This window comes from Paraburkholderia phenazinium (genome assembly GCF_900142845.1).
GTDB lineage: Bacteria > Pseudomonadota > Gammaproteobacteria > Burkholderiales > Burkholderiaceae > Paraburkholderia > Paraburkholderia phenazinium_A.
In genome coordinates, this window is record NZ_FSRU01000002.1 from 1,808,304 (window position 1) to 1,823,916 (window position 15,613).

Annotated in this window: 13 protein-coding genes and 2 pseudogenes; 11 read left to right on the plus strand and 4 right to left on the minus strand. The window is 58.7% G+C overall.

Annotated features, from left to right (window positions below):
* A complete protein-coding gene (locus BUS12_RS25030) occupies positions 1 to 921 on the minus strand; it encodes a LysR family transcriptional regulator (protein ID WP_074300129.1) in 921 nt (306 codons plus the stop codon).
* A 164-nt stretch (positions 922 to 1,085) separates the two neighbouring features.
* On the opposite strand from BUS12_RS25030, the gene BUS12_RS25035 reads away from it, so the two are divergent.
* The 7 genes and pseudogenes from BUS12_RS25035 to BUS12_RS25065 all read left to right on the plus strand — a co-directional run bounded on the left by BUS12_RS25035 (position 1,086) and on the right by BUS12_RS25065 (position 6,177).
* Positions 1,086 to 2,369, plus strand: a complete 1,284-nt coding sequence (locus BUS12_RS25035) for an aromatic ring-hydroxylating oxygenase subunit alpha (RefSeq protein ID WP_074300130.1) — start codon at positions 1,086 to 1,088, stop codon at positions 2,367 to 2,369.
* Entirely contained in the window at positions 2,366 to 2,866 is a 501-nt protein-coding gene (locus BUS12_RS25040) for an aromatic-ring-hydroxylating dioxygenase subunit beta (RefSeq protein ID WP_074300131.1), read from the plus strand. The genes BUS12_RS25035 and BUS12_RS25040 overlap by 4 nt, the downstream gene beginning before the upstream one ends.
* Before the next feature lie 62 nt (positions 2,867 to 2,928).
* A complete protein-coding gene (locus tag BUS12_RS25045; protein WP_074300132.1) occupies positions 2,929 to 3,315 on the plus strand; it encodes a tautomerase family protein in 387 nt (128 codons plus the stop codon).
* Between the two features lie 11 nt (positions 3,316 to 3,326).
* A complete protein-coding gene (locus BUS12_RS25050) occupies positions 3,327 to 3,704 on the plus strand; it encodes a hypothetical protein (RefSeq protein WP_074300133.1) in 378 nt (125 codons plus the stop codon).
* A 6-nt stretch (positions 3,705 to 3,710) separates the two neighbouring features.
* On the plus strand, positions 3,711 to 4,244 hold the full coding sequence (locus BUS12_RS25055) for a nuclear transport factor 2 family protein (protein WP_074300134.1): 534 nt from the start codon (positions 3,711 to 3,713) through the stop codon (positions 4,242 to 4,244).
* Positions 4,241 to 5,377, plus strand: a complete 1,137-nt coding sequence (locus BUS12_RS25060) for an amidase (protein ID WP_074300135.1) — start codon at positions 4,241 to 4,243, stop codon at positions 5,375 to 5,377. Before BUS12_RS25055 ends, BUS12_RS25060 begins: the two co-directional genes overlap by 4 nt.
* Before the next feature lie 57 nt (positions 5,378 to 5,434).
* Positions 5,435 to 6,177, plus strand: a pseudogene (locus tag BUS12_RS25065) (SDR family NAD(P)-dependent oxidoreductase).
* 101 nt (positions 6,178 to 6,278) lie between these two features.
* Here BUS12_RS25065 and BUS12_RS25070 read toward each other — a convergent pair.
* On the minus strand, positions 6,279 to 7,484 hold the full coding sequence (locus BUS12_RS25070) for a multidrug effflux MFS transporter (RefSeq protein ID WP_074300136.1): 1,206 nt from the start codon (positions 7,482 to 7,484) through the stop codon (positions 6,279 to 6,281).
* Positions 7,485 to 7,847: 363 nt separating this feature from the next.
* On the opposite strand from BUS12_RS25070, the gene BUS12_RS25075 reads away from it, so the two are divergent.
* On the plus strand, positions 7,848 to 9,611 hold the full coding sequence (locus BUS12_RS25075) for an acetolactate synthase 3 catalytic subunit (protein ID WP_074301694.1): 1,764 nt from the start codon (positions 7,848 to 7,850) through the stop codon (positions 9,609 to 9,611).
* A gap of 106 nt (positions 9,612 to 9,717) precedes the next feature.
* Positions 9,718 to 9,954: pseudogene (ilvN, locus tag BUS12_RS25080) on the plus strand (acetolactate synthase small subunit); the annotation flags it as partial.
* A gap of 118 nt (positions 9,955 to 10,072) precedes the next feature.
* Here ilvN and BUS12_RS25085 read toward each other — a convergent pair.
* Both BUS12_RS25085 and ectB read right to left on the minus strand, forming a co-directional pair.
* Entirely contained in the window at positions 10,073 to 11,362 is a 1,290-nt protein-coding gene (locus BUS12_RS25085) for a phosphoribosylamine--glycine ligase (protein WP_074300137.1), read from the minus strand.
* Positions 11,363 to 11,535: 173 nt separating this feature from the next.
* Positions 11,536 to 12,813 carry a diaminobutyrate--2-oxoglutarate transaminase gene (gene ectB / locus BUS12_RS25090; protein ID WP_253190207.1) on the minus strand — a complete coding sequence of 426 codons (1,278 nt, stop codon included), beginning with the start codon at positions 12,811 to 12,813 and terminating at the stop codon, positions 11,536 to 11,538.
* Positions 12,814 to 13,405: 592 nt separating this feature from the next.
* On the opposite strand from ectB, the gene BUS12_RS25095 reads away from it, so the two are divergent.
* Both BUS12_RS25095 and BUS12_RS25100 read left to right on the plus strand, forming a co-directional pair.
* Positions 13,406 to 14,590: an SIS domain-containing protein gene (locus BUS12_RS25095; protein ID WP_074300139.1), complete on the plus strand. Its 1,185-nt coding sequence runs from the start codon at positions 13,406 to 13,408 to the stop codon at positions 14,588 to 14,590.
* Between the two features lie 174 nt (positions 14,591 to 14,764).
* Positions 14,765 to 15,601: an SDR family oxidoreductase gene (locus tag BUS12_RS25100; protein WP_074300140.1), complete on the plus strand. Its 837-nt coding sequence runs from the start codon at positions 14,765 to 14,767 to the stop codon at positions 15,599 to 15,601.
* The last annotated feature ends 12 nt before the right edge of the window (positions 15,602 to 15,613 follow it).

The following is a 15,613-nucleotide window of genomic DNA, read 5'->3' on the forward strand; positions in this document are numbered from 1 at the left end:
TCACAACTGATCGAATTTGCGCACCGAATCGAGCAACAGGTTTCTCATCCACACGATGCCATCCTCGTCATGAAAATGCTCGTGCCAATGCATCGTCACCGATGCAGCCGGCAAGCGGACCGGTAAATCGTAAATCTGAAACGCCTTCGCCTTGTTCAGGATCTGCGCGAGACGCTTGGGAAGCGTTGCGTACAGATCCGTCACCATCAGGATGTTCGGCAACGCCACGAAGTGCGGTAGTTCAAGCGCGATATTGCGGCCGACACCCTGCGCCCGCAACGCGTCGTCCAGCGCATGGTGACTGTGCTCGAGAGAGCGTACCTGGATGTGCGAGGCGCCGAGAAAGTGCTCGAGGCTCAGCTTCTTGCCCGTCGGCAAGCCACGGCGCCGCCGCGTCATACAGACGTAGTCCTCTTCGAACAGCAACTGATGGCGCGTGCGCGCCATCAGGTCGGGAAGATTGCCGATCGCGAAGTCGAGCTTGCTCGAACGCAACGCGTCCTCGATGTCCTCCACGGGCATCGGCTGCACGATGAGCCGGGTACGCGGCGCCTGTTCGTGCAAGGCCTTGCAGATGACGGGCAAATAGGCCATTTCGCCCGCATCGGACAGCGACAATCGAAACGTGCGCGTGCTGAGCGCCGGATCGAACGACTCGGCGTAGCGCAGCGCCTCGCGCACGGTATCCAACGCACGGCCCACGATCGTCGCAAGTTCCAGTGCGATGGGCGTGGGTTGCATGCCTGAGCGGGTGCGGATGAACAACTGATCGTCGAACAGCGTGCGCAGACGGCCGAGCGCATAGCTCACGGCCGGTTGCGATAACGCAAGGCGTTCGCCCGCCTTGGTCAGACTGCGCTCTTCCACGATGGCCTGGAAAACCCGCAGGAGGTTGAGATCGATATGGTCAAGCGAAGTCATGGGGCAACCTATTATTTGCGTCACTTATTCGGCAACTCATTTTAGATCGATTTGACCGATATTGGCTACACGCCGACACTAGTAAAACGGTAGCGCGAACCCCACAGCGCCCAGCCTCAATGCGATTTTCAAAGCGACTCGACCGTGACAACCCAGAGACACCGATGAGCGACACCCTTTATCAAACTATCGACACCGGCGCACTGCATCGTCGCGCCCAACCCGACCGTATCGCGCCGTCCATGTACTACGACCCCGCGCTCTTCGAGGCGGAACTCGAACGCATTTTCTACAAGACGTGGATCTGGGTCGCGCACGAGAGCGAGCTGCCGAACCCTGGCGATTTCCGCACGACCACAATTGGACGTCAACCTGTGATCGTCGTGCGCGACAAGAGCGGTGCGGTTCACGTTCTGCAAAACCGCTGCCGCCATCGCGGCGCAACGGTCTGCGAAGAACATAAGGGCAACGCCAAAGGCTTCACGTGTCCCTATCACAGCTGGTCCTACGCGCTCGACGGCACGCTGCGCGCACTGCCCTATGGCGACGGCTACGAAGGCGTCTGCGAGAAAAACGATCTGCCGCTCAAAGCACTGCGCGTGGGCATTTATCAAGGGCTGATCTTCGCCAGCTTCAACGAAGACATCGAACCGCTGGAAGACTTTCTCGGCGGAGCCAAGCCGTGGATCGACCTGTTCATGAAGCAGGGCGCCGGCTACCCGATCAAGGCGAATGGCGAACATAAGTTCCGCTTCAAGGGCAACTGGAAAATCCAGTTGGAAAACACCACGGACCTGTATCACTTCCCGGTTGTGCACAAGTCCTGGATGAAATCGATCGACGACGAAACGGCCGCTGCAATCACCAGTTTCATGACGAGCGACGATGCTTTTTGCCGCTCGCTCGGCAATGGCCATAGCCTTGCGGTGCTGGTGCCGGAGCTGGTGGATCTGGACCATGACGACGGCGCTCCCTTGCCCGAGCGCTTCAACGATCTCGCCGCGAAACTGGCCGGGCGTCACTCGCCCGCAGAAGTCCGACGCATCGTGCGCTCGCTGATGGGCGTCGGCTTCAACCTGAACCTGTTTCCGAACCTGGCGCTATCGATGGCGTTCTTCCGGGTGCTGCGGCCCCTGTCGTCCGAGGAAACGGAGATCCGTCACGTCGCGCTCGCCATGGACGGCGGCCCCGACGAAGCGAACCGCGTACGCCTGCGCATTCATGAGCACTTCCAGGGTCCCTTCGGCTTTGGCAGTCCTGACGATGCGGAGGCATGGGAGCGCGTTCAGCGCGGTTCGCACGCCGGCCCCGACGTGCCGATCCTCGTGAACCGCGGACTCAACCGCGAGACCACCGCCGCCAACGGCGAAAAGACCGCGCACGCCACCGACGAGACCGGCATGCGCGAAGCGTACCGGCAATGGCGCGCCATGATGGAGCAGGCATGATGGATGATCGCAACGCACTCTTCTCACAGCAAAGCTTCGCGCGAGCTGTCGAATTCATCTGGCGCGAAGCCGAGATGCTGGACCGCCGCGACTACCGCGCGTGGCTCGACCTGTGGGATCCCACCGGCTTCTACGTCGTGCCGATCGATCCCGCCACGACCGACTACGCGGCGTCGCTGAACTACGCCTACGACGATCAGGACATGCGCGAGAAACGCGTGCAGCGGATGACGTCGGGGTACTCCGCGTCTGCCTCCGATGCGGCGCGAACCGTGCGCACCGTGTCGCGCTTCACGCTGGAGAGCGATGCGCCGGACGTGGTCGAAGTCCGGTCGGCGCAAGTGATCGTCGCCTATAAGCGCAGCGCCACCACGATCTTCGCAGCGGATCTTTCGCACACGATCAGCTTTGCGGGCGGCACGCCGCGCCTCGTCGAAAAGGTCATTCGTCTGATCGATTCAACCGAAGCGCTCAGTGCAATCGGCTTCCTGCTTTGATTCCATGCTGAAGGCGCCTCGGCCGCCCGCGGCAGCCGAGGCCCACAACCGGTCTTTCTTTCATGCCTACACTCGAAGTTTATCTGGCAGCGGGTCATAGCGAGGCCAGCAAAGCAACGTTGATTGCAGAGCTGACGCAAGCGACAGTCGATGCAATCGATGCGCCCGCCGAAGCCGTCCGCGTTCTGCTCAGCGAGTTGCCGGCCACGCATTTCGGCATCGGCGGCAAGAGCGCGGCGAACGGTGCGGCGCCGTCACTGCCGGTCATCGTCGCGATCCTGATCACCGGACGGACCGACGCGCAGAAGCAAGCGCTGATCGCCGGGCTTTCGGCGACGGGCGCCGCGGTACTGGATGCGCCAATCGCGGCGACGCGCGTCATCATCAAGGACATTCCGAACACCGATTTCGGCATTGGCGGCCAGACGGCACGCGCGCTGGGGCGTTGAGGATACATTCAATGATCGATACTTCCTCGTTACCGCTGCGCGTGCTGTTTTGTTGCGGCGTCACGCAGAATTTCTTTGATCTGCCGCGCGACAGGATCGGCGAAGTCTGGCAAGCCTATGGCCAGATGCTCGCCGCAGTCGAAGCCATGGAGAACGTGCGCATACTCGGCATCATGGACGACGACCGCCTCTGTGTCGGCCAGTCGGACGCCGCCCCCTGGACGTTCTACATCATGGCCGACGTGGCCGACCTGGATACGGCGGTCGCTGTGTGCAATCTGTTTCGCAGCACGCCCGTCGGCGACTACAACCTGTGGCGATACGGCAAGATCGAAGCACGGGTCGGCCGGGCGCTTGTCGTGCCGCCCGCGGCGAATGCGAAGGAGTGAGCCTGTATGACTCAGGACGATAACCTTGGGCACAGCGCAATGCTGGAAGCACTTCAGGCGCGCATTGTGGCGCTCGAAGCCGAACGCGCGGTGCGCAAAACGATTACTCGCTATATGGCGCTATGCGATGTGCCGTCAGCCGCCTGCGACGGTGAGTCACTCGCGGCACTGTTCGCGGATGACGCGATCTGGGAAGGTATCGGGTCGCAATACGCGCAAAAATTCGGCCGCTTGCAAGGGCGCGCAGAAATCGTTGCGATGCTGCAGCGCTATCTTCCGCCCACCCCGCACTTCACCACCAACGTGCACTTCCTGACGGCAGAAACTATCGAAGTGACAGGCGCGTCGGCCAAGGGACGCTGGGTGATGCTGCAGGCTTCCGCCTATGTCGACGCTCAGCCGCAACTGATCTCCGCGCGCCTCGAAGCGGATTTCTCGCCCGCGCGCGATGGTGGCGAGTGGCTCATCCAGCACTTTCGCACCGAGCGTCTGTTCGATGCCCCTTGGCACGTCAACCCTCGAAACGGCACGACACCATGACAGCTATTATCCGTCAGCTATCCTTATGTTCTAACGACACCAACGGCGCGCCGACCATGGCGATCAAGGATACGATCGACATAGCCGGTTATCCCACCACCGCGGCAAGCCGGGCGCTCGCCGATGCGCCACCTGCGGCACGCCATGCCGAGGTGGTGCAACACGCGCTCGATGCGGGCTGGCATATCGTCGGCAAGGCGAATATGCATGAACTCGCGTTCGGCATGACAGGTATCAACGATTTCACCGGCACGCCGCCCAATCCGCAAGACGTGACACGCATTCCAGGCGGCTCATCTAGCGGCTCGGCGTCGGCGGTGGGCCTCCATCTCGTGGACGCAGCACTCGGCACCGATACCGGAGGATCGATCCGCGGACCGGCCGCCTGTTGCGGAGTGATCGGGCTCAAGCCGACGTTCGGGCGGGTGTCGCGGACCGGCGTCGCGCCTCGCGAATCGTCGCTCGATTGCGTCGGCCCCTTTGCACGCGACATGCGGACGCTTATCGCGGCGATGGCAGGGATCGAGCCCATGTTCGATACCGATGCAGCAGGCGAATGGCGCACGCCGATCAAGGTCGCATGCGTATCGATCGAAGCCGAATCCGGCATACGCGCGGCGGTGCAGCATGCAATCAATCTGGCGGATGTCGGCGCGCGGTCCATCGAACTTGCACTTCTCTACGACGCGTTCGAAGCGGGACTCGCGGTGATCAACGCGGAAACCTCGCGTGCATTCGGGCACCTGGTGGCAACGGGTCAGCTCGGCGCCGATCTCGAAGCCCGTTTGCGCCTCGCCGCCGCGACGACGTCCGCGCAACTGGAGGCGGCCGAGCAGGTACGCCGTCGTTTCACGGCGGCAGTCGAGCACGCCCTCGCCGACGTCGACGTGCTCGTCATGCCCACTCTGCCTGCCCTGCCCATCACTGTCGAGGCGGCGCGCAACGGGACATCGGTCATCGCGATGTCGTCGCTGATTCGCCCATTCAATCTGAGCGGTCATCCGGCGCTCAGCTTGCCGATACCGGTTGCCGGTTCATCGCTGAAAGCCGGCTTGCAGATCGTCGGACGCAAAGGTGCCGACGAACGGGTGTGCGCGATCGCAGCGCGCTTCGAAGCTGCGCTCGGCACATAATTCATCTAATCTCATGCGCCGCGGGCGAGCGCATGCTTGCGCAGAGAGCGTTTGCACATGTCCACAAGAGTCGTACTCGTTACCGGAGCAGCGCGCGGGCTCGGCGCGGCTATTGCGGCGCGTTTTCATGACGCGGGCTACCGCGTCGCGCTTGCCGATCTTGCGATCGATGCAGCGGAAGCATTGTCTGCACAACTCAGCGCCGATGGCAGCAGCGCGTGCGCATTGAACCTCGATGTCACATCGAAAGCCGCTTTCGAGGCGGCGTGTGATGCGCTGGTCACGCGCTGGGGCCATGTCGACGTTCTGGTGAACAACGCAGGCGCATCTGAGGTCGTGCCCGTGATGGAGATCACTGCGGAGCAGTTCGATCGGGCCATCGACGTCAACCTGCGCAGCGTGCTGTTCGGCTGCCAGGTTTTCGGGGAATATTTCGCCGGGCGCGGCGTGGGACGTATCGTCAACTAGCATCGCTCGCGGGACAGAACGGTGGTTCGGCCACCGGCGCTCACTATGCGGCGGCGAAGGGCGGCGTCATCACGTTGACCAAGGTCTTCGCTCGCGAGTTGGCGGCCCGCGGCGTGACCGTGAATGCGATCGCGCCCGGTCCGCTAGACCTGCCTGTCGTGCATGAGAGTGTGCCTGCGCGCAAGCTCAGCGAGATCATCGAGAACATTCCCGTTGGACGTTTGGGCTCGGCTGCGTTTGTCGCCGAAGCCGCGTTGCTGCTGGCGGCGCCCGATGCCTACTTTGCCAACGGAGCGTGTTGGGATTTGAATGGTGGGTTATATATGCGCTGAACGACGTGGCCTGATGGGAATGACCGAAACCATTGGCCGGTTCAAACCGGCCTTTTTATTCGTGAGCAGGATGATCGCGCAGCCAGCGGACGGTACAAGGACTACGACTCCTGACCCGAGCGGCGTGCTTCCAGATAATAAACGGTCACAGCCGCCAGCAACGAAAGCAGACACGCGAGCAACATCATTCCAAACGGGGAATACGCGGCGTTGTGGTCGGTCACAACAAATCCCGTTGCAGACGAAAACAGGAAACCGCCCGCTATCGTCATGCACCCTGCCAGACCAGAAGCGCTTCCAACCAATCGAGGATGAACCGAAACCGCTCCGGCATTGGCACATGGACCCGACAATCCATTGCCGACGCCTACCAGCACACAAGGCGCGAGAATCCAGAAGGCTTGCGAGGCGCCAAAAAACCAGAACCCCAAACTGGTCAGTGGTCCGATGCATGCCAGAAACCGGCCGAGGACAATCGTTCTCGGAAGCGACAGTCGGCGCGAGTAACGTCCGGACAAGAAGCTCCCCACCATGAATCCCAGGGTGATGGTACCGATGTATCCGCCAAGCGCCGCCGGCGACAGATTCAGCAATACTTTTGCGGTCAGCGGAACACCAACAAGGAACGCGTAAAACGCGCCGGTTGAACATGCGAGGCAGGCAGCGTAACTCCAAAAACGCGCAGAACGCAAAAGTATTGGATACGCACTGAACTGATCTTTTGCCGACCTGGAAATGTCTACGTTCGTCTCTTCCAGATTGATCCAGCAATACACAAACAACATCGCGCCAGCCGACGTCAGCACCCAAAAAATTGCCCGCCAGCCGAACATCCCGTCGAGGGAGCCTCCCACAGCAGGACCCAACATGGGCGCAAGCGCGGCAGCCATCGACGCATAACCGATTTTGCTTGCCGCCGTTTCCTTCCCAAAAGCGTCGCGGACCGCTGCTATCGAGACCGGGTAGCTGGACGTCACGGCAGCCTGGACCAACCGGAACGCAAGGAACGACCAGATGCTGCTCGACAACGCGCAGCCAATTGAGCCGATAGTGAACAACGCGAGGCTCAGCAAAATGATCGGGCGGCGACCGTAGCGGTCGGATAGCGGCCCCATCAACAACTCGAGAATCGCCGATAGTCCAGCGTACCCTGCAAGTGAAAGGCTCATCACCCCGTAATCCACATGCAGGTCGCTACTGATGCCCGGCAACGACGGTAGAAATATGCTTAACGGAAGAACAGATAACGCGCAAAGAAGAGAGACCGTGACCACGCTCGGAGATGACGTTGACTTTGCAATCTGCATTTTTTCAGTCTTTTAATCGCTTTCAATAAAGCTCGGCCAATGAACGTGGAAGGTCGCCGCTGCCCGTTAGCGAAGCCCGCTTTCACAAAATATTCAATATGAATCGCGATCGCTTCTACCCAACTGTGATGACGCTCCGGGCCGACAAGTCGGATCTCAAGCGGATCGCGTCTTGAACATGTGCGCTGCTTGACCCTACAGCTATACATCCGTAGGATAAACCATTCCACCATCAGTGATGGTCCTTTACAAGGCGAACTTAACAAGCTTCGCCAAAGCACTGGACGCGCCGCTTGAACCCGAGCCACAAGCCCGGCAGAGAGCACCCGATCAATTTTTTGCCGAAAATTCGAAAGGTGAATGATGAATATGCCCAGCGCGGAATTCTCCACGTCGGATACGACTTCCCATCGCGAAACTGACTCTATCGGCGCCACCGTGCTCATACGCGCATTGGCAGATGAAAATGTCGCGTGCATATGGGGCTATCCGGGAGGAACGGTCCTCTACATTTATGACGAGCTCTACAAGCAGAGCGAGATAGAGCACATTCTTGTGCGCCACGAACAAGGTGCGGTTCATGCCGCGGATGCCTATGCGCGCTCAACGGGTAAGGTCGGCGTGTGTCTTGTGACCTCCGGCCCCGGTGTCACCAATGCGATAACCGGTATCGCAACAGCCTATATGGACTCTATTCCGCTAGTCATCATTAGCGGACAGGTATCTATCGCGGCAATCGGACAGGACGCATTTCAAGAGTGCGACGCCATTGGCATTACGCGTCCCTGCGTAAAGCACAACTTCCTCGTGAAAGACGTGCGCGATCTCGCCGCTACCGTCAAGAAGGCCTTCCACATCGCGCGTACTGGCCGGCCTGGTCCGGTGCTGATCGACATTCCGCGTGATGTGTCGAAGACGTCTTGCCAGTACGAGCCGTTGAAGAGCGTTTCGCTGCGTTCGTACAACCCGGTCACGAAGGGTCATTCCGGCCAGATCCGCAAGGCAGTCGATCTCATCTTGTCGGCCAGGCGTCCGTATATCTACACCGGCGGCGGCATCATCCTCGCGGATGCGGCGCGCGAGCTGAACCAGTTCGCCGATCTGCTCGGCTACCCCGTCACGAATACGCTGATGGGGCTGGGCGGCTATCGCGCGAGCGACAGGAAATTCCTCGGCATGCTCGGCATGCACGGTACGTACGAAGCCAACATGGCCATGCAGCACTGCGACGTGCTGATCGCCATCGGTGCGCGTTTTGACGACCGCGTGATCGGCGACCCGGCGCATTTCTCGTCGGTGCCGCGCAAGATCATCCACATCGACATCGATCCTTCCTCCATTTCCAAGCGCGTCAAGGTCGACATTCCGATCGTCGGCGACGTCAAGGAAGTGCTGAAGGAGCTGATCGAGCAGTTGCAGACGGCCGAGCATGGCCCGGACACCGCGGCGCTCGCCGACTGGTGGAAGGACATCGAAGCCTGGCGCGCCAAAGACTGCCTGAAGTTCGACCGCAAGAGCGACATCATCAAGCCGCAGTACGTGGTGGAAAAGGCGTACGAACTGACCGACGGCAATGCCTTCGTGTGTTCGGACGTCGGCCAGCACCAGATGTGGGCGGCGCAGTTCTATCGCTTCAACAAGCCGCGCCGCTGGATCAACTCCGGCGGTCTCGGCACGATGGGTTTCGGCCTGCCGGCGGCGATGGGCGTGAAGATGGCGCACCCGGACGACGACGTGCTCTGCATCACGGGCGAAGGCTCGATCCAGATGTGCATCCAGGAGCTCTCGACCTGCAAGCAGTACGAAACGCCGATCAAGATCATTTCGCTGAACAACCGCTATCTGGGCATGGTGCGCCAGTGGCAGCAGATCGAATACAGCAAGCGCTATTCGCATTCGTACATGGATGCGCTGCCGGATTTCGTGAAGCTCGCCGAGGCTTACGGCCACGTCGGCATGCGCATCGAGAAGACGGCGGATGTCGAGCCGGCGCTGAAAGAAGCGCTGCGCCTGAAGGATCGCACGGTGTTTCTCGACTTTCAGACCGATCCGACCGAAAACGTCTGGCCGATGGTTCAGGCCGGCAAGGGCATCACGGAGATGCTGCTCGGTTCGGAAGATCTGTAACGACGGTTTTGCGTTGGCTTCGTCATGCGCGCTTTCAAAAAAAGCGTAGGCGGACGAAGCGGCGCCAGCCGGCTCGCATACATCACACATCTGGAAGAAGCGAAACATGAGACACATTATTTCCGTCCTGCTGGAAAACGAACCGGGCGCGCTCTCGCGTGTGGTCGGTCTGTTCTCCGCTCGCGGGTACAACATTGAAACCTTGACGGTGGCCCCGACCGAAGAGGATGCGACGCTATCCGATATGACGATCACATCAATCGGCTCGGATGAAATCATCGATCAGATCACCAAGCAACTAAACCGCCTGATCGACGTCGTTCGGGTTACAACTGTTCAGGAGAGGATGCCTGGATAGACCGGATCGAGCACTTCGCAAGTGTCGTTCCGCTAACCGGGCAGATTTCCGATAACGCCACCAGTGAGGCGAACAGCACTTCTTCGCCTCACTCCCCCGCCCTTCACTCCAGAACGGACAGCTCGCCGATATCGCGCCGACAGTAGAGTCCGTTGTACTGAACTTTGCCTATGTTGCGATAGACTCGCGTCCGTGCCTCTGCGAATGAGCGACCTCGCCCTACTATCGTCAACACTCGGCCGGAGGCCACGGTCGGAAGCGGGTTAGCACCGATATTTTCGGCTAGAGGCCAAACCTCGCTTTCCACGGAACCTAGTCCAAAGATTGTTTCCCCGACCCCCTCATCGGAGAAAGGGTAACCGGGTGCGGTTGTCGTGACCGCCACGCTATAGGGCTCGTCATGCTCCCACTCCAAAACCAGCTCGCTTAATTTTTGATCGAGTACGGCTGACACCAGAACCAGCGCGTTGGATTTCAATAACGCCAGCAACGTCGGGAACTCCGGATTTCCGGGTCGTACGTTGTACTCAAGCGCCACCGGCCCAGCATCGGTCACCATGACGCCGATGTAAAGAATGTATCGGTAGTCGATTCCCTCTTGCCGGAAACCTCGCATTGTCGGCTCGATAATTCTCGACTTGATTTGATCGAGTAACGTGCTGTCCCACTCTTTCGCAACAGCCACCGACCCAATCCCCGCAGTGTTCGGCCCACGATCGCCCTTAAATATTCGCTTGTAGTCTCTCACCATCGGCAACGCCTGATAGCTTGCCCCATCCACCAGAAGGTGCAGAGAAAATTCGCGGCCCTCAAGGCGCTCTTCGATGACGACCTCATGCGGGGCACCGATCTCCTCGAGATGGTCAAAAATGGACTGAGTCGCAGCCAGTGCTTCCGGCAAAGAATCCGGTACACAGCAACTGTATTTGATGTCACTTAGATAGCAGTCTGCCTTGACAACGAATCGTCGACCGCCCCAGTTGTCGATTAAATACTGCCTTGCTTCTGACGAGTCGCGGAATGAAGCACTGGCCGCGGAAGCGACGCCGTGGCGCTTCATAAACGCCTTGGCCCTGACCTTGCTGTTCTCCAACGAGATCGTTGCCTCCGGCAACCCGAACACCCGGAACCCCGCATGCTGGAAAGCCTCGTAATTCCCCGCCTCGAGTTGCTCCAGACTGAGCAGAACGACAGTCTCGACGCCATGACGCGATGCCACCTCGATCGCGTCGGAGACGGTACGCACGCGCACCGTATGCGGTGACGATTCCAGATAGAGATTGCTCCCGGTGATGCAGCACAGCAGACCATCATCCGAACTGTGTCTCCAACACTGCTCGCAAAACGCCTGCTCTTTAGAATTCCCTTCGCCAAACAGCATATATTGAGTCATTGTTACATCCGCCTCAGATCGGGGTGAGCAAAACGCGACGATAAAATGACGTGAGCAAAGCGCGCTGTTCACAGGACCCCCGAATTCGCGGGCCCTGCTTTCGGGAGTACTCGTACGTAGTCGCAGCGGACCTGAGAGAGACCGTAACCGGCGACGGCTGTGAGTGAATGTGCCTATGCGGCTACCTCAAGCACCGCATCGGAAAAGCGCGTCAGTCCATCGTCAAGAAGTGAGGTTTCGATTGTCAGCGGAGGCATCAACTTCAATGTCTCATCATGTGGGCCGCACCGCTCCAACAGCAGTCCGTTACGGATGCAGCGCTTGCGAATCTCTTCCGCCATGAGGCCACTCGGACAGCGGAGACCTTGCATCATGCCCCGCCCGAGAGGAACCCATCCCGTAGCGGCGCCGAGCGCCCTTAAGCGGGTCTGAATGAGTTGCGCCCGCGTCGCAATCTCCGAGGCGAATTGTCCACCAGACCAGAACTTGTCTATCGCGACCCGCCCGGTGACAAACGCGTGATTGTTTCCGCGAAACGTCCCATTGTGCTCACCCGGGCGCCAAACGTCGTATTGAGGGCGCATCAAAACCAGTGAGAGGGGCAGGCCGAATCCCGAGATTGATTTCGCCAGCACAACGATGTCGGGAACAATTTCCGAGGGTTCGAAGCTAAAGAAGGCTCCTGTCCTCCCACAGCCCGCCTGTATGTCGTCCACGATCAGCAAGGCGTCCAGACTGGTGGCTAAAGCCCGGAGTCTGCGCAGCCAGTTGGACGAAGCCACATTGAGCCCTCCCTCTCCTTGAACCGTCTCTACGATAAAAGCAGCCGGGGAGTCGATTCCACCGGAGGGGTCGCGGAGCATTCGTTCCGCGAGATCTAACGTGTCGACACCGTCCAGATAGCCATCGTATGGGAGCCTCGTTACACCGTTAAGTTCAACGCCGCCACCTCGACGATTGTCTCGGTTTCCCGTGGCCGCCAACGCTCCCAGGGAAACGCCATGAAACCCATTCGTGAACGCGATCACGTTAGACCGCCCCGTAACGTTCCTTGCCAATTTCAACGCCGCCTCCACGGCGTTAGCGCCGGTAGGGCCGGTAAATTGGATCTTGTAGTCGAGCTGCCGGGGAGCAAAGATTTTGCTCACCAGGCTCTCGATGAACGACGTCTTGGCGCTCGTATGGAGGTCGAGCGAACTCGCTACGCCATTGCTTTCGATATATTGAAGAAGTGCCTTCTTCATGTCCGGGTCATTGTGACCGTAGTTCAACGACCCCGCGGCGGACAGGAAGTCTATGAATGTCTCCCCCGTCGACAGGCAAAGCGTGGCGTTTTCCGCCGAGGAGATTTCGAAAGGAAACGCCCTGCAATAGCTTCGCGCCTCTGATTCGTAACGTTCGTAGCATTCCGGATAGGCAGCAACCACGTCGTCTTCTCCTTGGATGTTCACCTTGTCAAGGTCCAGATCAATTCACCGCCTGCTAGTCTCTGGATCAACGCTTTTAAGGATTCACCATCTCTTACCATTCATTACCCGATCTTTAACAATTAAACATCTTAGTCATCCTACATATTATTTTCATTATGCAAGCTGGGTAAATGCGATTGCTTCGGTTTACTTATTGTATGTGATGACATATCGTACACGCACGCAAACAAAAATGCACACGAACATGCGACACACGAGGAGTCATATAGTGCTCAACGCATACCCTTCTCCCGTACGGTCGCAGCCCATCTGGAGACTGTCCCACCGCCTCTTTGGTTAGGTTAAGTCAGCGTCGGTGTGCATTCAGATCGCATGTATAGCTCGGTCGAGCCGGTGACCTGTATTCGTTATCCGGGCACGAACGGATCGCCCTAACTTCTTACTTTGCATGCGAAGCAAAGTGAGGGAAGCGTCGTCGTCTCTTCGTTGCGGCGACCCATCTGATGTTGTTGTTGGTAGCAACCGGCAGACCGGCTCCGGCCTAAGCGAGTCGAGTTTCGCCTCGACAGGTAGCGAAGTTCGTATTCATCGCCAATCTAACCATGGAGTTGAAATGAGTCTCGAAGCCAGGAACATGCAACCTCGTATTGCCCGCCTCGCCCCGTTCCTCGGGTCGCCGTTGTTTGAGAGCACCCTCTGGGGCCATGAGTACACCCTGGAGGGTCTCAACCCCGACCTCAGGCGGCGAATCGAAGACGGCACCTTCAAGAGGATCGTCTTCTATGGCATGGGGTGTTCGTCGGTCGTTTCAGACATCGTGAAAGGCTTCTTTCTGACGCACGAAGTCCCCATCACGGTTGACGTCGTCAACGACTACGATACCGATTGGTTCATCAGCAAAAATGTACTGAAAGATCCGGCGACGCTTATCTTCATCGTCTGCTACAGCGGGTGGTCTGTGGAGCCGTGTCTGTTTTACGATCGGATGAAAGCGCTCACGGGCAACAAGAATCTGATCGTTTTAACCGGCGGCGGCAAGATCCAGAAGCTCGCACAAGAGGACGGCGGCTCCGTCATTCAGTACAAGCTCCGGCATGCAGACCGCGAATATCCGCTCTACCATGTCCAGCAGTTTTTTTCGATTTTTCTCGACCTGTTCCACAAGCTAGGCATCACAAAGACGGCTTACGAAAGCGAGCTCAAAGAGGCCGTAAGCTATCTGCACACCACCTTCGACAGCGCGTACATCGAGAAGGCCAGGGCGATCGCCAGCAAGCTTTCGGGAAGCCGCATCGCGTTTCTTGCCACGGCGAAGTGGTATGTACAGCTTCTGAAGCAAACAACCATGTTCTTCAACGAAATTGCGATGGTGCCCTCGCATCGCAACTTGCTGCATGAGTTTTCCCATACCGAAGTCGCCGCCTATTCGAACCCCTCGGAGAAGCAAGCAATCGTCGTTTTCCTCGATAGCGAGGACGACGAATACACAAAGTCGAAAGTGGCGACACTTCATAAGCTGTTCGGCGATAAAAGCATTCCGCAAAACAAGAACATTGAGATCGTCCAGATAGATATCGATCAGGACGGCTTTTTCAAGAAATTCTATACAACGCACTTCTTCATGGTCTACGTCGCTTTCTTCCTTGGCGTGCAGAGCGACGTCGAGGGCCGCGACCTGATATCGATTGCGGCGAAGAACCCCTGGTGGAGCGCTGAGTCGATCTCCGCACATCCCAGGTGCGTTGACATTCCCGGGCAGCTCAGCGACGACATTCAAAAGAGTATCGAACTGGTTTGATATCGGTTTCCCGGGCCAGCGGATTCGTCTGGCCCGGGGTTCCCACGTCGAGCGCTTTCCAGCCTGCTTGTCGAATCCTGCGAGCGTGTGGACCCGCGACCGATCGCGGCTCATACGTGCGGACCGCGATGGTGAGATGCCACCGCGAGCATATCTCGTACCGGAGAACTGTTGATGCAAAAGACCCCTTTAGCCATTCTCACTGGTGGGAGCCGCGGCATAGGCCGGGATCTGTTGCGACTGTTGCTTGAACAAATGGATGTTCTAAACCTCTCGCGCTCTGCTATCGAGCCTGAAGTTACCAAAGGTGCTCAACACCAACTCTTCCATCTCGGTTGCGACTTTGTCGATGTTTCGCAAACCACCGACTGTCTGGACCAGTGGCTAGCGGAACATCCCTCTCATACAGTGAGAACCTTCATATCGTGCGCGGCCACCCTGGACTTGGGTTGGCTCACGAAGACCGAAGCTTTGCCGGAGAACTTCGACAGGGCCTTTCACATCAATGCGCTAGCCCCGATTGCACTCAGTTCTCTTATCGGTCGCCTCAAGCGATTTGACGAAACAGGTTCGCGCGTCATTTACGTGACGTCATCCCTGGCGCGCCCTCTCCCTGCTCTCACGTTTGCAGGTCTTGGGCTATACAGCGCGACAAAATCGGCGCTCGAGCGGCTCGCGCAGGTCCAGACACGCGAGTTCAGTCTGTCCGATCGACCCGTCAAGGTTGCCCTGGTACATCCCGGCATCGTCGCCACCGATATGCAGCGCGAGCTTCGAACCAGCGAACTCCTGGACGGCGCGTTCACGGCGAAGACCGCTGGCCTGCCGCCATACAAAGAGGGGGACTGGGACCACCAGCCCCCCGAGACCGCCATGAGAACCATCTCGCCTCGCTTTGCAGCTGAATTCCTGAACTGGATCGCACTGAGAGACCTTGCGCTTCTCGATCCGTACTACGACTTCTACACCTCTAGCGCGTTCCATAACGACGTGTTGCAGACCGCGAGGTAGCGATGTTCGTTA